Raw genomic sequence first — 18,275 nt, 5'->3', positions numbered from 1 at the left:
AGTTGACAAATAACAGTTAACAAATAACAGTTGACAAATAACAGTTAACAAATAACAGTTGACAAATAACAGTTAACAAATTATGGAGAATAAATAAAATGTTAAATAAAATAAAGGTCACAGATATTGAATTAAGCCAGGGAATCGCTACTATTGAAGGTTTAGAAAACTATGACGAATTACAAGGCCTAGTGCGTCTTTTTGGCACTCCCATTGGATATGTCAAAGTTCCTGTAAAAGCGGGAAAAGTGACGGATCAAACCTTGAGTCAAATTATTCTGGAACAGCACAACAATCAAATTATTAGTCAGTTATTGCACAATGGTTTAGCGACACCTGCAACAAAATCATCAGGATGGCGATTTGAGGATTTATTAACATTATCGCCACCAGAGTATAAAGGGTCTTTACCTTTGGTGAGTGTGGCAATTTGTTTTAGCGATCGCATCTCCGATCTCACCATAACTCTCAATTCCCTAAAGCATCTCGACTATCCGTACCTCGACATTCTAGTAGTTGATAATACTCCCGATGGTAAGGCCGAAATTGTGGTAACAACTCAATACCCTCATCTACGCTATATCAGAGAACTATGTCCGGGGATAGACTGGGCAAGAAACCGAGCTATTTTAGAGGCAAAAGGCGACATCATTGCTTACACCAATAGCGGTGTATTAGTTGATTCTGAGTGGGTTAAAGCCTTAGTTAAGGTGTTTGCTGAAGATGCAAATGTGATGGCCGTAACTGGTTTAGTAACACCCGCAGAACTTGAAACTGAGTCACAAATCCTATTTGAAAAAAACGGCGGATTAAGTCGGGGTTTTGAGACTAAGCACTATCAAATCGCACCAGAGGGTAAAATGCCTCCTGCGTTTTTGTGTTCTCCTGAGATGTTTGGCACGGGGTTTAACATGGCTTTCCGCCGCTCAATTTTTACAGAGATTGGTTATTTTAATCCTGCCCTAGATGCCGATGCTGATGTCCAAGGTAACGGCGATTTAGAAATGTTTTTACGCCTCATTAAAGAAGGACATAGTTTAGTCTATGAACCGAGTGCATTAGTCCGCCATCAGGAGTGTCGTAGTTACAATGAAATGCGAGCGCACAGCAAAAATAACGCTGGTATTTGCTCCGCCCTTTTGTGTAGCGCCATCAATTATCCTGACGAAAGACTACCGATTTTCCGCATGGGATTAGTAAAAACAGTGGCGCATCTAGTCAATTTTTTACGCTCTCTATTTAAAGCAAATCCTTCATCGGTTGATTTAGTCCTTGCAGAAATAGAAGATTGGCTCATTAGTCCAATTAACTATCTAAAAGCGAGGGAAAAAACTGCTGAAATTTTGGTTGAGAAAGGCTTCTCATTGATTAAAACCCCAGAAAAAGCCGATCCACAGCCAACTAGGAAGCCAAAGGGCAGCCGTGCTGTGCGCGTACTTGAATTAAATCAACAAATAGAAGCGATCGCAGATGCCACAGACTACGCCAACACCCGTATTTTTGTAACTCGTAATGGTTCAGCGATCGGTTACATTGATATCGCTAATTATTACCAATCAATTAGTATTTCCAGACTACAGGCTGCACTGGTGGAAAAATTTGGTTTGACATTGTTAGAACCCGATGCTGACGCTAACATAGACTTTCTCAAAGCCGATGCCATAGCTGCTCTCATACAGCAATATGAAGGAAAAAGGAAAAAGGAAGAAGGGATAGAAACAGAAGGTTTACCAGCCAATATCTCAGTATCCGTTGTAGTTGGCACTTGCGATCGCCCCGAAGACTTGCGAAAATGCCTGCTTTCCTTAATGGCTCAAACATCCCGACAAATTAGACCTGTAGAAATCATTGTCGTTGACAATCGACCCGAAACCCGCAGCGCCTCCCGTGTACTTGTAGAATTTCCCGATGTGGAATTTATTAAAGAGGAGCGATCGGGAGCATCCTACGCTCGGAATGCTGGCATAGTTGTTAGTACCGGTGACATTGTGGTGACAACTGACGACGATACAATTATCCCCCCCGACTGGCTAGAAAAACTGATCGCCCCCTTTGCCCGTCCCGAAGTTATGGCCGTCACTGGTAACGTTTTACCCGCAGAATTGACAGCGCGATCGCAACGCCTATTTGAAGGCTACGGTGGCGGCGGTTTATCGCGTGGTTACAAACAGTTTGAAGGCAACAGAGAATGGTTTGACAGTTTCCGGTTACACTCAGTCCCAACGTGGCTATTTGGTGGCACAGCGAACTCCGCCTTCCGCGCTAATATTTTCTGTTACCCCGAAATTGGCCTGATGGACGAAGCCCTCGGCCCCGGTATGCCTTCTGGGGTAGGAGAGGATACTTATCTTTTCTACAAAATTATGAAAGCCGGTCATACCATAGTCTATGAACCGTCAGCCTTTGTTTGGCACACCCACCGCCGCGACATCGCCGATCTGGGTCGCCAATTACACAATTACAGTAAAGGAGGAGTATCCTATCACCTGACAACTTTGATTAACGACGGCGACCTGCGGGCAATATTCGGTATTCTGTTGGAAATGCCTAAGTGGTACGCTGGGCGAATTATTAAGCGGATATTAGGCTGGACTGACGATCCAATCCTGATAATATTAAAAGAAATAATCGGCTATCTAGCTGCGCCCTGGTCTTTATGGCAGTCTCGTTTGCGTGTCAATCGCGAAGGTTTTAGCTCTCCTTATATTCCAGTAGAACAACGCACTACTACCTCAAGTGAATTAAAATAACAGCCAACCACCATAATACCTTCCCTTCTTTCTTTGTGTCTTTGTCTTTGTGTCTTTGTGTTTACCTAAACAGGACTTACGCACGATTACGTAACGCCGCCATCCTGGCGGTTAAATAACCGCCTAGAAGGCGGCGTTACGGATAGTTTTGCGTAAGTCCTACTAAAAATAGGTAATAGTAGCAGGTTTGGCATAATACAACTAACAACTAACAGAAATGGTAACTAAGATCAACGCCCAAATAGCTCAACTTAAATGGCGACCGCAATATATTTACGACTTGCTAAGACAACTCGTATCTCGCGATATGAAGTTACTCTATAAGCGGTCAGTTTTGGGAATTGCCTGGACACTAATCGCCCCCCTGTTACAGTTGGCGGTTTTTACCTTTGTCTTTAACATCGTCATCCCGATGAACGTCCCCCAATATTCATCTTATGTTTTTATTGGGTTACTGGTTTGGAACTGGTTTTCTACCTCACTCTTCCAAGCCACAGGTTTAATTCTTCAGAACCGCGCCTTAATCAGATTGCCAAAATTTCCGTCAGCTATATTACCAGTAGTAACAGTAATGACTGGCATGATTCATTTTTTACTAGCCTTACCAGTGTTAACTTTATTTCTGTTAATTGATGGTGTACACTTTAAACCAGTAGTTTTATTTCTCCCTATCTTGATGTTACTCCAGTTTGCTCTGACGGTAGGCATTGCTTATCCTCTAGCGGCTTTTAACGTCACCTTCCATGACACACAACATACCCTTGGCGTGTTATTACAAATGCTTTTGTACCTCACACCAATTTTCTATCAAGTAAATTCTCTGCCACCCAAAATTGCCTTTTTTTACTACCTCAACCCAATGGTTTCTATCGTCCAATCCTATCGAGCCGTACTGATTTATGGGACACAACCAAATTTAGCCGCCTTGGGGATCATTGCATTAATTAGTGGTGGACTTATACTGATTGGTCATAGGATTTTTGACACAGCAAGCGATCGTTTTGTGGAGGAAATATAATTGAAAAATACTGGAATTATTGTCGAAGGACTGGGTAAACGCTTTAGTAAATTCAGTGCTAAAAGACCCAAAACAATTATGGAGGCCGCCCTCACAGGAATGCGACGGTTGAAGCCAGAAATGCGTTTCTGGGCCCTACGAGATGTTACTTTCAATGTCCCTCCGGGAAAAATGTTAGGAGTTATTGGTCGCAATGGAGCCGGGAAATCGACTCTTTTGTTACTGGTAGGAGGCATTGGTAAGCCAGACGAAGGTAACATTATTGTTCACCCTAGAATTGGGGGTTTATTGGATTTAGGCGCTGGTTTTCATCGAGATTTAACGGGGCGAGAAAATGTATTTGTGGGTGGAGTAGTAGCGGGTTTAACTCGTCAAGAAGTAGCGCGGCGCTTTGATGATATTGTTGAATTTGCAGAAATGGGTCAATTTATAGACAGTCCCATGCGAACTTATAGCACTGGGATGCAAATGCGTTTAGGTTTTTCAGTCGCCGTACATACCGATCCCAAAGTGTTACTAATTGATGAATTTATTTCCGTAGGAGATGTATCTTTTCAGGCGAAATGTTTGCAACGCATGGCTGAGATCAAATCTTCTGGTTGTGCAATTATGTTAGTTTCTCAAAATCCCAGACAAATTGAGGAACTTTGCGATGATGCTATCTGGCTAAAGGAAGGTAAAATATTAATGTATGGTGAGCCAAAAATGGTAGCAGCGCAGTATGCAGCGGATATGGGAGTAGATACCCAGCAACTCAGTCTGACACAATCTCCCCAAATAGCTCAAGTATTTTCTCCAATGGAAAGTAGTGAGAATAGAGTTGGTACAGGGGAAGTAGAAATTACCAGTGTAAGATTGTTACCTGTTGCAGAAATTCGGAGTGGCGATCGCCTGGATGTGGAAATTGAGTATCTCTGTCGAGAACCAATAGCATCTCCAATTTTTACTGTTAATATTAGTCGAGAAGATGGTAAAATCTGTTTTGATGTTAATACTGAAAAAATGCAGGTGATTATCCCTCAAATTCAAGGTAGGGGGAAAATTAAGCTGTGGATCGATCGCTTGGATCTTAGCGGTGGTGAGTATTTTGTAAATGTGGGAGTATATAAAGAAAAGTGGAGTTATCCTTATGATTTTCACTGGCAAGTTTATCCGCTGATCGTCCATGCGGCGATCGACTATCGAACTATTCTTTGGCCGCCTTGTCATTGGGAAATTGGCGGCGATCGGTAATAATAAAAAGCAAAAATATCCTGGCGATTGAAATCGCGGCTACACAAACTAAGTCCGCCGACGCGGACTAAAAGAGGTTTATAGACTTTTGCAAAAAGTCTCTTCTTCCTTCTTCCTTCTTCCTTCTTCCTTCTTCCTTCTTCCTTCTTCCTTCTTCCCTCTTCCTTCTTCCCTCTTCCTTCTTCCCTCTTCCTTCTTCCTTCTTCCTTCTGCTTATGAAACGGATCTTTTTAGTTGGTGCGCCTCGATCGGGAACTACTATTTTACAAAGTTTGTTGGCGGCCCATCCGTCGATAATATCTTTTCCAGAAACGAAGTTTTTTTACTATTTATTGCCGAAGTTTGAACCGCCTACTTCGGTTGAAGAGAGGTTAAAGATATTTTTTAATAAGGAAATTAACGAGCCCAAATTTTTAAGTTATTTTCAAGTCGAACAGTCGGAATTGGAAAAAGCTAATTGCTTTATAAAAGTGTTGGATACTTTGGCATTTGAACAAGAAAAATCTGTTTGGATAGAAAAAACACCAGAGCATATATACTTCATCGAATACCTAGAAAAATTATTGCCAGATGCTTTATTTATACATATTTTAAGAAATGGGATGGATGTCATTACATCAATGTTTGAAGCTAGTAGAAAGGCTCCCGATGATTGGGGTGGAAAATGGGAGTTGGATTATTGTATAACGCGCTGGCAAGAAGCAAGATCGATTAATTATTCATCTGTTGGTAAAAAGAATCATATTTTAGTAAAGTACGATGAACTTGTAGAAGATCCGAGAATAGCTGCATTAAATATTTGCAACTTTATTGGCATTGAATTTAATGATTTAATGCTAAGTCAGTACAAAGAAACCTCTCAGAAAATGAGTTTAGGTGCGGTTTGGCATCAAGGAATAGAAAGAAATATTGAAAAGAGTATTAATCATAAATATTACAGTATTTTTAAGCAAAAAGAAATTCAATATATTCTCAATAAAGTTAGACCGCTAAAAGATGAAATTTCCCATAAAGAAGGGGGAGAAATAACTGAGAAAATTATTGAAAATTTTACACCTTCGTCATTAGAATTAATCCAAACCTGGAAAGCTACAGAATTACCCAAATTGACTAATTCCATTGAAAATAAATCGGCACAAGTTATTGATGCACCAGAACCACTATTGCCAAAATCCCTAGCTTTAACTAACCCCGTTCCATCTGATTTACCTCAAGTCCAGAAAATTAAATCTAACAGTTTGCAAAAATTACTAAATAGTTTTCCTTTTACTAATTTTCCTGGCAGTTTTAAACTGTTACAGATTAATTTAAAAAGTCAGTTGGAACCTGTAATCAACAGAAAATCTGATCGGAAATCATCTCAATTTATTCCAACCAAAACAAATACTACTAATAGCAGTTTAACGGCGCAGGAAACTGCACAAATGCCAATTTTAAGGTATCGCCATATTTCCCCACAATTAGAAGGGGCAACAGTTGGCTACAATATTACTCCTGATAATTTTGAGAAACAGTTGCAGTATTTATCCGACCATAACTTTTATTCTGCTACTTGGGAAGATTGGGAAAAAGCTAAAAAAAATTGTTCCCGGCTACCGGGAAAACCGATATTAATTACTTTTGATGGTGGCTATCTCAACTTTTTTAACTATGCTTGGCCTTTGTTAAAACGTTACGGTTTTAAAGCGACAGTGTTTTTAGTAGCGGCAAGAATTGGCACTACAAATATCTGGGAAAGCGCTGACAGCCCAGAAGTTCCACTGTTAGGATGGTCAGAAATTTGTCAACTGAGAGATGAAGGAGTTGACTTTGGTTCTTTGGGTACAACCTATCAGCCTTTGAGTTTGCTTTCACCTAGAGAAATAGTACAGGAAGCCTTGCGATCCCAATTTATTCTCGAACAGAGATTAGGAATCCCAGTCAAAGCTTTTGCCTATCCCTACGGAGATTTTGATCCCATTGTTCAGGATTTAATTAGAGCCTGCGGTTACACTTATGGTTTATCATATTTATCAGGGATAAATGACTTAAATGATAGTCTATTGGCCTTAGGACGGATTGATATGATGCCGATTGATGGTTGGCAGGATTTAGTTGGCAATTTTATCGATCAATTACGAAGGATAAAAAAGCAATTTATCAGTCAATTTACTAATCGCTAACCATCTATTAACTAAAAAATAAAAACATGAAATTAATTCTATTATCAATTGTGATATTTGTTTATATTTTTTTATTAGTTGCACTTTTAAGACTCAACCCAAATAATATCTCAACCCGTTACAATTTTCTGTTAAGCACGATCGAAAAACTGGCAAAACATCGTTTTCTCATTAGTTTATTATTATTTATAATTGCCATTTGTTTGGTATTTTTGCTCAATTTAGGTGTCGCTCCCATTCAAATGTGGGATGAATCTCGGAGAGCGGTAAATGCCTTAGAAATGGCGATGAATGGCAACTTCATAGTTACCTATTTTGAAGGAAATCCCGATATGTGGGGGACTAAACCACCGCTGTTAATTTGGCTGATAGTCCTGTCTATGAAAATTTTTGGATATAATGAATTTGCGCTGAGGTTGCCATCAGCATTATGCGCGATGATGACAGCCATTATAATTTTTATCTTTGCTAGTAAATATTTGCAAGATATTAAAGTAGCTTTAATCGGTGGTTTGGTATTAATTACCAGTCATGGTTTTATTGGTTATCACACAGGAAGAACCGGGGATTATGATGCGCTACTGGTACTTTGGATTACTATTTATTCCCTATCATACTTTATTTATTTGCACTCAGATGAACCGAAACAGCAAAATTTTTATTGGTCAATCGCTACAGTGGCAATAATTTTAGCAGTTTTGACCAAAGGCATAGCGGGGATACTGCCTTTGCCAGGGATAATTCTATATACTGCCTATCAAAAGAAATTTGGAAAATTGCTATTTTCTTCACGATTTTATATTTCACTGTTGATTTTTATCGGAGCAATCTTTGGCTACTATTTTTTGAGGGAATATTATAATCCAGGATATATTAGTTCTGTCCTGAATAATGAAGTCGGTGGCAGATACTTGGAAACCAAAGAAAATAACACTCATCCATTTTTATTTTATATCAAAAACTTAATTAACTATAGATTTATCCCTTGGATTTATTTCTTACCTGTGGGTTTATTGGCAAGTATATTTAGTCAGAAAAAAAATCTCAAAAATCTAGGAATTTTTGGTTGTTTCTACTTAACTTGTTATTTACTGATAGTTTCTTGTGCGAAAACAAAGCTGCTTTGGTATGATAACCCTTTTTATCCGATAGCTGCTCTTGTTATTGGTATCGGCGGATCGGAAATTTTCTCTCAGCTTAGCAATTATTTTTCTCTTCAAGGTTGGAAGCGTCAGTTAATCGTGGCTTTAACTATAATATCTATTTTTTCTATCCCTTATTTTCATACTACATACAACTTAGTTTATCAGCAGGAATTTCTCAGGTTTGATAAAAATAGTCATCCAAATCGTATTATGTATCGAGATTACTTTCAAGAAATTTTTAAGGAGTTGCCCCAACTAAAAAAATTTACAGCAATCAGCAGTAAATATAATGCTCACCTCATCTTTTACTCAAAATTAGCAAATCTCACAAAATCCTATTCAATATCCTACGTAGTTCATTATAGTCAACAAAATAAAAATCATAAATTTAGCCCGCAGGAAGTGGTGGTAACTTGTGAGGAGGAAATGGTACAACAACTTAAACAGCAGTACAAATTAAAATTATTACACAATCACAATTTCTGCTCTACATTGACAATTGAAAAGAGATTGCCTTATGAATATTATTGAATCAATCTTACAACAAATGCCAGGGATTAGTCAACATCGCATTCAGCGGAGAGAGATTAAGGGAGAGCTCAAAGAATTTTTTTAAGTACAATAAAACAGCTCTCCCATTTCCTTACCTGGGAGTCAGCCAAATTAACTGTTTTGATACAAGCGATCGCACTCCCTCCACTTCTAAATCCACATCAGCCAAAATTTCCCCTACGCTTCGGGTTCCCTCGCAAGCTTGCAAAAATTCAAATTCTACTGTTGACAAATCGACCATTTCATAGTTATAATCCAAAACTTTATCACTCGGCCAGCCGAACATACAGGCACTCCGTTCGGGAATCGCGGCTAGTAAAATACCATCGTCAGACCAATCAGCCTTCGGTAAGGGCGATCGCCCTAAGAAAAACTCATAATGGCTCAATTCCGGGTCTAATAGCTCAATTAGCCGATAACGTTCGCGTTCTGTCAAATCTTGCGCCCTCTCCAGCAACCCTGGTTCTTTCCCTAACAGCCGTTCTAACTGCCAGTACCCCCTATTCGAGAAACCCAGAAAGTCTAACCCAGAGGCATCAATCAAGTCAAACAGCGTCTCGATATTGTAGTCAATCTCTTGGGGGTGGACGTACATATCAGCAAAGCACTCATCCCGCTGATTTTCCATCGCCCAACGTTGCTTTTCATACTTGACAAGACGGTTATTTTCTGGTAAAGATGCAAACAATTGACGACCGAGCTTGACACCATCGCGGTAATCTCCGCGTCGATCGCCTTGAAGCATAGCGATCGCCTTTTGCATCAATTGAATTTCCCAGCGCCCCAACTCCGAATAGACAAAAATGTGCATTAGGCCACCATTTCTTAACTTAGGAGCCAAAGCTTGAATGCCCCGGATCGGATCTGGTAAGTGGTGAAGCACTCCCACGCAATTAATCAGGTCAAACTCACCCTCTAACTGTCCAGCATCGTAGAGGCTAAGGTGATGAAAGGCTACTCGTTCCGCACCAGAGCGACGACAGCGCTCTTTTGCTACCTCCAAAGTACCGCTGCTGAGGTCAATTCCCACTACAGACGCTTCAGGGTTGAGATGAACTAAATATTCTGTACTGACACCACTGCCACACCCAGCATCTAAAATACGAATGTCTTGTCTTTCGGGTTTCTGACCCGTACAAAAGCTGTAAGCAGCAGGCCAAAACCAGCGCCAATTATACCCAGGCGGCGGTTCGTCTAGAAAAGGTTCTGGTGGGAATGGGTAAGTATCGTAAAGCCGCCCAACGGCAGCACTGATCTCAGGTGTTGTTTCCATAAAGCATTAGAGAATGTGGAGTGGGGGAGCGGGGGAGCAAGGGAGCAGGGGAGCAGGGGAGCGCGGGAGCGCGGGAGAAGTCCCAGTTAACAGTTAACCGTTAACAGTTAACCGTTAACCGTTAATAAAACTTATCATTATTTCTCAGATATGCCCTGTTAAATCTATAAAATAAGTTTCGACAGGCTTTTTTAAGAAATGAGGGAGATGATCCCGAAACATTTTAATCTGAGAAATAAGTGATTAGGCTAAAACCTCAAGCAAGGGGACAGAAAAAAGTAAAAGGCAAAAATACCTACTTTGACCTTCAACCTTCTTGAACCAGAAAATTAGTCTGGGTAAAAACTGTAACCACTCTCTAATGGAGCGAACTACATCAAATGACTGTTAAGGCAAGCGGTGGAAGCTCAGTTGCGCGTCCGCAACTATATCAAACTGTACCAGTCGCAACGATTTCGCAAGCAGAACAGCAAGACCGATTTCTAGGACTGGGAGAACTGAAGGAACTACAAAGCTATTTTAGTTCTGGTGCAAAGCGCATAGCGATCTCCGAGGCGCTGACGAAAAACTCCGAATTGATAGTGTCCCGTGCGGCAAACCGGATTTTTGTGGGGGGTTCCCCCTTGGCATTCTTGGAGAAGCCGGCAGAACAGGTAAAAGAACTGGCGGGAGTCGGTGCAGGCAGTAAAAGTGTCGGCGAAGGCATGAAGTTGGGAAATGTCACCTATGTCGAAAGCGGTGGTGGCAACGGATTGTTCGGGGGGTTGGGTTCGATATTTGCCGGTGGTGGCAGCGGCCCAATTCCATCAGGATTCCAGCCGATCAATGTATCGCGCTACGGCCCCGGCAACATGACAAAATCCCTGCGGGATTTATCGTGGTTCTTGCGGTACATCACCTACGCGATCGTTGCTGGCGACCCCAATATCATTGCGGTCAACGTGCGGGGACTGCGGGAAATTATCGAAAATGCCTGCTCAACGGCGGCCACGATTGTGGCAATGCAAGAAATGAAGGCAGCAGCCTTGGGGTATTTCAGCAAGGATCAGGAAGCGATCGCGATCGTTGGACAATACTTCGACGTAGCCATCACCGAATTTAAAGCCCCCACGCCTTCTAACAAAGTGCGTCAGCGCGAGAGCAATGACCAGCAAGGTCTGGAACTGCCCCAAATTTACTTCATTGCAGCCGAGCGGCGGCAGAAATTTGTAATGAAGACGGGCCTTTCGAGCTCAGAAAAGCAAGAAATAGTCAGAGCAGCTTACCGCCAAGTGTTCGAGCGCGACATCACCCGTGCTTACAGCCAAAGCGTTTCTGACCTCGAATCCAAGGTCAAAAACGGCGAAATCTCGATGAAAGAGTTTATTCGCCGCATCGGTAATTCTCCGCTGTACCGCAAGCAATTCTACGATCGCTTTGTCAATTCCCGCGCTGTAGAACTAGCCGCTCGCCACTTCCTCGGTCGGGGTCTGAGTTCCCGCGAAGAATTCAGCAAATACTTTGCGATCGTTACCAAAGGTGGCTTGCGAGCCCTAGTAGACGCGATGGTAGACTCCCAAGAATACTCCGACTACTTCGGCGAAGAAACCGTCCCTTACCTCAGAGGTTTGGGTCAAGAAGCGCAGGAATGTCGCAACTGGGGGCCCCAGATTGACCTGTTCAACTACAGCGCACCATTCCGCAAAGTTCCGCAATTCATCACCCTGTTTGCGGACTACAACCAACCGCTGCGCGACCAGCACGTTTACGGCGTAGGCAATGACCCGCTAGAAATTCAGTTCGGCGCGATTTTCCCCAAAGAAACTCGCAACCCCAAAAATCGGCCCGCTCCTTTTGGTAAGGACACCCGCCGCATCTTAATTCGTCAAGGCGCAGGCATTGACAACCAATTAAGCAACCCCGCAGCACGGGGCAAAGCTCCCGGAACCCTGGGGCCCAAGGTGTTCAAACTCGACCAAATTCCAGGGGGTTACATTGCTCCTAAGAAAGGTTTCCGCACGAGCACTGCTACGGCGAACCCAGGAGGAATCAGTGTTTCCTTTACCGAAAGTTCGACTCAAGCAGTGATTCGGGCAGCTTATTTACAGGTGTTCGGTCGCGATGTGTTCGATGGTCAACGCCAAAAAGTTGCTGAAATCAAGCTCGAAAATGGCGACATCACCATGCGGGAGTTTATTCGGATGTTGGCTAAATCCGATGTCTTCCGTAAAATGTACTGGACTTCGCTTTATGTTTGTAAGGCGATCGAGTATATTCACCGTAGACTTTTGGGCCGTCCTACCTACGGTCGCTCCGAGATGAATGCTTACTTTGATATCTGTTCCAAGAAAGGTTTTTATGCTCTGGTTGATGCAATTATCGACAGTTTGGAGTATAACGAATCCTTCGGGGAAGATACAGTGCCTTATGAGCGTTATCTGACTCCGGCTGGTTTGTCTCAACGGACAATGAGAGTTGGCTCGATTGCAGACAAGAATCTCAAAGTCGAGGTTGAAGAAACGCCGCGCTTTGTGGAACTTGGAACTGTATCGATGGCGCGAGGCGAAGTTGAACTTCAGTCTCGGATTTCCCAAGGGGTGAACAAGCGACGCGAGCAAACTAAGGTGTTCAAGCTGACCACTGTTTCTGACAAGGTGGCTTTGAATACTTTAATTCAAGCAGCTTACCGTCAAATTTTCGAGCGCGATTTGAATCCCTACATTGTGAAGAATGAATTCACAGCGCTGGAAAGCAAATTGGGGAACAATGAAATCAACCTTAAGGAGTTTATTGAGGCTTTAGGTTGCTCGAATCTGTATATCAAGCAGTTTTACGCGCCTTATCCCAATACGAAGGTGATTGAGTTAGGTACGAAGCACTTCTTAGGTCGTGCTCCTCGCAATCAGGCAGAAATTCGGGTTTACAACCAAATTCTCGCTAGCCAAGGTATTAAGGGCTTTATCGGCGCAATGGTGAACGGTCTGGAGTATGCAGAAGTGTTTGGGGAGGATACGGTTCCTTACCGCCGCTTTCCGACACTACCTGCTGCTAACTTCCCGAATACGGAACGGCTCTATAACCAGTTGACTAAGCAGAATGATGATTTGGTGGTGCCGAGTTTTGAGCCTGTGGCTTTGATTGACAGAAGCTAAAGGTCATTTGAGGTTTTAGATTGGATTCAATTTAGAATCTTAAATTGGTAAGGGCAGGTAGAATTACCTGCCCTTTTTTATTTCCGTAACGCCGCCTTCTAGGCGGTAAGAATACCGCCAGGATGGCGGCGTTACAATTGTGCGTAAGTCCTGATTGTTTAAACCTCTTTAATGTCCAGCAGTACATGAGAGGGATAAACCTGCCTAAAAGCCGACACTTTTTAATTTCGGCTATCCGCACTCAAATCACCCGCCCGATCCGAGAACATTGCCGCTACTCCTCCGTCATCTATCTTAGGGGTTGGGGATTGTCACGGGTACAGATAATACAATTTAGATGCGTAACAGCTTAGTGATATCAGTGTTACCTTGAGAGTAATATCAAAGTCCTCTAAATTAAACATTGAACACGGTAGGGGTAAAGACACAGCATTGCTGTATCCCTACAAATTTTATGTGCAATCAAAGAGATTTGATACAATATCTCGCTCTGTCATACTTTGCTAATGCTAGCTTTTGAGGGGTATAACCCCACATCCTATAGCTAATATTTTGTGATAAACAATTTACGGTCAGCAAGCACTTTAAGGGTGACTAAGAACAGTTGATAGTAAAGGCCTGAGTGCCAAGAACCGGAGTTTTGGGGTGCAGATTAAGATTGTACATCAACTGAGCGATCCGAGCATCAATTTCCCGATTTTTTCTGTTCAGTACCATAACTGAATGAATAAAGTATCAGAGCATAATCTTTTTTCTGAGTTAACAGGAATGGAACTAGATTTACAGAGATTTTATAGAGCGTGCAACCCCAGCTATACGCTCCAGATAGCAAAAGCCGAGGATCGACAATATTACATCGATTTCTCCTCGGTACGTGGTGGCAAAATTATCGAAGAATTGGAGAGAACCATCGTCCGTCTCTCTCCCGATGAGGCAACTTGCCAACTATTTACTGGACATATAGGCTGTGGTAAATCCACTGAATTGCTGCGATTGCAAGCAGAATTAGAACATCAGGGATTTCACGTAGTTTACTTTGAGTCTAGCAAAGATTTAGACATGGCCGATGTCGATATCACCGACATTTTATTGAGCGTTGCTCGTCAGGTGAGCGAAAGCATCGAAAAGATGAAAATTAAGCTGCAACCTACTGGTTTTAAAAATTTGCTCAAAGGTGTAGCAGATGTTTTTCAAACTCAGATAGATATAAAAGCAGAAGCTAACTTGCCGGGAATTGGTCAAATGACGGCCGGCACGGATGGCGAATTTTCTCTAGCATTAGGAATTGGTAAAATTACGGCCAAAGCTAAAGATGCTCCCAATCTTCGCTCTGAGTTAAGGCAATACTTAGAACCGCGAACTAATGTAATTTTAGAAGCACTGAATAAGGAGTTACTAGAGCCGGCTTCTAAGCAACTCAAAGAACAAGGAAAGAAAGGACTTGTTGTAATTATTGATAACCTCGACCGCATACATCTATCGCCAAAACCAAGCGGACGACTTCAGCCAGAATATCTGTTTGTAGACCGAGGGGAACAGTTAAAAAGATTGAATTGCCATGTGGTTTATACAATTCCCTTGGTGTTAATTTTTTCTAATGATTTGTTGCAGTTAACAAATCGATTTGGAGTAGACCCGAAGGTATTGCCGATGGTACCGGTGCAATTACGCGATGGTAGCCAATGCGAAGAAGGTGTCGAATTGCTACGGCAAATGGTGCTCGCTCGTGCTTTTCCTAATGTGGAATCTCAGCAGCGGTCTGCTTTAATTCCCAAGATTTTTGAGAGTCCTGAAACTCTAGATAGACTGTGCCGTGTTAGTGGGGGTCACGTTCGTAATTTGCTTCAGTTGCTATACAGTTGTCTTCAGAGAGAAGAGCCGCCTATCTCGCGGAGGACTTTAGAAAATGTGATTATCCAACGTCGCCATCAGTTAACTTTGGCAATTGAGGCTGATGAGTGGGAATTGCTGCGGCAAGTAGCGGCTATCAAAATCGTGACTGGTGAAACAAAGTACCAAACCCTATTACGCAGTCTGTGGGTGTTTGAATATCGTTATGAGGAGGATTATTGGTTTGAGATTAACCCCATCTTGGCTGATGCGAAAGAATTTAAAGTTTAGGGTTTGGCTAATGGCTAATGGCTAATTGCTAATTGCTAATTGCTAATGGCTAATTGCTAAGAGTTTACCGAACGCTCTAACAAACCATAATCATGTCCGATACTCTTTTGGCTTGAACTGTTGCAGCGGAACATTGTCCGCTGCAAGTTCTCTAATTACTTTTAACAGCATTTAGTTAGAACAATATACTTACTATATTATGATGAACCAGATCCATAAGTCAATAGGTTTACAAAAGTTTTTATAAAAAATCTTGTTAAATTTAGACTCTAAAAACTTGTACAATGATCGGCAAGAAGTAATGGTTATTTTTCTACATTCCTCCTGAAAAAAATGATTAAAGGTACAACTAAGCTACTAGGAGTAATAGGTCATCCTATTGAACACTCACTGTCCCCAGTGATGCACAATGCTGCTCTTTCCCATCTAGGATTGGATATCGTTTACCTGGCTTTTCCTGTGAAACCAGAAGATTTAAACGTTGCCATTTCAGGATTTGCGGCGGTTGGCCTTTTGGGATTTAACATCACGATTCCTCACAAACAAGGGATTTTACCTTTGCTTTCTGAAGTTTCGCCAGTAGCGATCGCAGTTGGTGCGGTGAATACTGTCTACCGTACTGCAAATGGTTGGGGTGGTACAAATACTGACGTTCAAGGGTTTCTCGCGCCACTGCGATCGCTATCCTTAAATACTGACATCAAACATGATTGGAGTCAAAAAGTAGCCGTAATTTTAGGTAGCGGGGGCGCTGCGAGAGCCGTTGTGGCTGGGTGCGCTGAGTTAGGGTGTGCGGAGATTCATGTTGTTGGTCGTAACCAACAGAAATTAACCGAATTCCAGCAAAGTTGGGTAAATTCGCCGCTGGCTATAAATTTGCTGACTCATAGCTGGGAATATCTGCCAATGCTAATCTCAAAAGCAGATTTGCTAGTAAATGCGACACCTATCGGGATGTATCCGCATGGAAATGAGTCACCTGTCGATGTAAGTGCGATGGATAAATTGCCAGAAGGTGCGATCGCCTATGACTTGATTTATACTCCCAATCCTACCCTGTTTCTCAAACAAGCACAGGAAAGAGGTGCGATCGCCATTGACGGTTTAGAAATGTTAGTACAACAGGGAGCCGCAGCGTTAGAAATCTGGTTAAAGCAACCGATTCCAGTAGATGTAATGCGCCAGTCTTTGCGACATCATTTAGGTTTATAGGAATTGTTAACTGTTAACTGTTAACTGTTAACTGTTAATAGTTAATTGGTCATCTGATTGGTAATTGGTAATATCATACTTGGTTACAATTTATATTGTATAAGGGTATAAGGTGTCATTGCGAACGAAGTGAAGCAATCTCAATGGATTGATTGAGATTGCTTCACTTCGTTCGCAATGACAAGACTGATGCTATCGGTTGTTATTAACTAAATTTTTCTTTCTCTTCTTCCTTCTTCCTTCTTCTTAAACATTTAAGATTGCTGATACAAACCATACCAATGCCGAACAGCTAACCAAACAACAGATAACAAAGCTGCCAAACTTAGAGTGATACCACTATAAGGCACTAACAAACCTAAGACGGGCAAAATTCCTCCAGCAATAGTTGCAATCACCGCCGCGAATCTTGCGTGATTAATCTTGCCCAAACCCCAAACCATTGCTAATAAAATCAGCGAAATTGCACTCCAAGCAAGTTTAGCATCTATAACCCGGCTCAGATATGTTAAAGAGAGGATACAAGCAAAGAAAATACCAGCAGATATCGCCACATCTCTTAAACTCATGGGTACAGACAAATAAAGCAATCCCAACCACCACAAAAATAGTGCAGGTGCTAATAACAACAATCGAGGTAAAATCCCAGTATTCCGAATCGGGCCAACAGAGGTAAAAACCCCAAAAGGATTGAGAACAGAAACATTATCATCAAATTTCCACGTAAACCGAGTTCCTCTACCCTCAACTTTACTTTCAGTAGGAACAATCCCGCTCGCAAAATCAGCATTCGGAAAATCTGCTAGAGCACTCAAGCGAAAATTAGAAAGCAATTGTCCATTAGCATTATAAACCCAGCGCGGCCCACCTTGAGCTTGATAAGTAACTTTAAATTTGGTTTCTTCCCCCGCAGTAAGTCGCAGGGGAAAACCATAATCACCAGGATTTATAGGTATTAAACGATTGCCATCTCTCTCAACTTTTAAATTTTGCAACAACTTGTAGCCATAAGGCGGCTGTACTTCAAAGAAAAAATCTTGAGCCTCGCCCAACTTATTGACAACTTGGTAGTCAGCAGTAAAATTTGCCTGATAAATCGATCTTTCCGTTGAGGGGTCAGTTGTTTGATTTAAGTTGACATTAATTTGGGAACCAGATAGAGTCAGGAAGCGATTAACTTTTCGTGTGGCTTGCACTCTAACTATTTTACCCTCAACTTGGGTATCATAACTATAGGGTTCTTCGATTACGTAACGAATTTGAGGTGCAGATTGTTCTAAGCGATCGCCAGCCACGCTATCTGCAACTTTTGTTACTCTTGCTTGTTCCCAATGGTGATAACGGTTGCTGAGGGTAGCAGAAAGAAAAAATCCACCGAAGACTAGAATCAAGATTAAGATCAAATGTTGCAAACCTCGTAACAAAACTGAGTAGCGGATAACCCACTCGCCGACGAAGTTTGTGAAATCGGGTTCTTTGCTACGAAGGGCAAAACTCATAAGTGCGATCGCAATCCCTAACGCACCTAATAGCAGGCCTAACTTAAATGATAACTTGAGAATTTGGTTGCCAAATTCTATCAGCTCATTAGGATGAGTGAGATCCGGTAGATTGGGAATACCTTGGGCTATTAACCACATAAAGATAAAGTTGAAAGACAACAGGATATCTTACAGTT

The 18,275-nt window shown here is 41.9% G+C and carries 11 protein-coding genes; 8 read left to right on the top strand and 3 right to left on the bottom strand.

All coding sequences use genetic code 11. The annotated features are described in order from the left end of the window. The first annotated feature begins 98 nt into the window (after nucleotides 1–98). From PY364_RS02255 to PY364_RS02235, 5 genes are all read left to right on the top strand, one after another. The gene (locus PY364_RS02255) at nucleotides 99–2,750 is read left to right on the top strand and encodes a glycosyltransferase (protein WP_275520128.1); all 2,652 of its coding nucleotides are present in this window, start codon (nucleotides 99–101) and stop codon (nucleotides 2,748–2,750) included. A gap of 217 nt (nucleotides 2,751–2,967) precedes the next feature. Next, entirely contained in the window at nucleotides 2,968–3,768 is an 801-nt protein-coding gene (locus PY364_RS02250; RefSeq protein ID WP_275520126.1) for an ABC transporter permease, read from the top strand. Next, nucleotides 3,769–5,001 carry an ABC transporter ATP-binding protein gene (locus tag PY364_RS02245; RefSeq protein WP_275520123.1) on the top strand — a complete coding sequence of 411 codons (1,233 nt, stop codon included), beginning with the start codon at nucleotides 3,769–3,771 and terminating at the stop codon, nucleotides 4,999–5,001. A gap of 215 nt (nucleotides 5,002–5,216) precedes the next feature. Next, on the top strand, nucleotides 5,217–7,163 hold the full coding sequence (locus PY364_RS02240; RefSeq protein WP_275520121.1) for a sulfotransferase: 1,947 nt from the start codon (nucleotides 5,217–5,219) through the stop codon (nucleotides 7,161–7,163). A gap of 26 nt (nucleotides 7,164–7,189) precedes the next feature. Next, on the top strand, nucleotides 7,190–8,839 hold the full coding sequence (locus tag PY364_RS02235; protein WP_275520119.1) for a glycosyltransferase family 39 protein: 1,650 nt from the start codon (nucleotides 7,190–7,192) through the stop codon (nucleotides 8,837–8,839). A 112-nt stretch (nucleotides 8,840–8,951) separates the two neighbouring features. On the opposite strand, the gene PY364_RS02230 is transcribed toward PY364_RS02235, so the two are convergent. Beyond that, nucleotides 8,952–10,133, bottom strand: a complete 1,182-nt coding sequence (locus PY364_RS02230) for a class I SAM-dependent methyltransferase (protein WP_275520117.1) — start codon at nucleotides 10,131–10,133, stop codon at nucleotides 8,952–8,954. Between the two features lie 380 nt (nucleotides 10,134–10,513). Here PY364_RS02230 and PY364_RS02225 point away from each other — a divergent pair, with 380 nt between their 5' ends. After that, entirely contained in the window at nucleotides 10,514–13,264 is a 2,751-nt protein-coding gene (locus PY364_RS02225; protein WP_275520114.1) for a phycobilisome rod-core linker polypeptide, read from the top strand. 594 nt (nucleotides 13,265–13,858) lie between these two features. On the opposite strand, the gene PY364_RS02220 is transcribed toward PY364_RS02225, so the two are convergent. Beyond that, nucleotides 13,859–13,981: a hypothetical protein gene (locus PY364_RS02220; protein WP_275520112.1), complete on the bottom strand. Its 123-nt coding sequence runs from the start codon at nucleotides 13,979–13,981 to the stop codon at nucleotides 13,859–13,861. A 51-nt stretch (nucleotides 13,982–14,032) separates the two neighbouring features. Here PY364_RS02220 and PY364_RS02215 point away from each other — a divergent pair, with 51 nt between their 5' ends. Then, nucleotides 14,033–15,385, top strand: a complete 1,353-nt coding sequence (locus PY364_RS02215) for a P-loop NTPase fold protein (protein WP_275520142.1) — start codon at nucleotides 14,033–14,035, stop codon at nucleotides 15,383–15,385. Nucleotides 15,386–15,718: 333 nt separating this feature from the next. Continuing rightward, on the top strand, nucleotides 15,719–16,597 hold the full coding sequence (locus PY364_RS02210; protein ID WP_275520109.1) for a shikimate dehydrogenase: 879 nt from the start codon (nucleotides 15,719–15,721) through the stop codon (nucleotides 16,595–16,597). A 254-nt stretch (nucleotides 16,598–16,851) separates the two neighbouring features. Here PY364_RS02210 and PY364_RS02205 read toward each other — a convergent pair whose 3' ends face one another. Next, on the bottom strand, nucleotides 16,852–18,237 hold the full coding sequence (locus tag PY364_RS02205; RefSeq protein ID WP_275520107.1) for a hypothetical protein: 1,386 nt from the start codon (nucleotides 18,235–18,237) through the stop codon (nucleotides 16,852–16,854). Between the last annotated feature and the right edge of the window lie 38 nt (nucleotides 18,238–18,275).

This window comes from Kamptonema sp. UHCC 0994 (assembly GCF_029167235.1).
GTDB lineage: Bacteria > Cyanobacteriota > Cyanobacteriia > Cyanobacteriales > Microcoleaceae > Kamptonema.
Note: the sequence above shows the minus strand (reverse complement) of the source record. Positions and strands in the feature narration are given on the sequence as shown.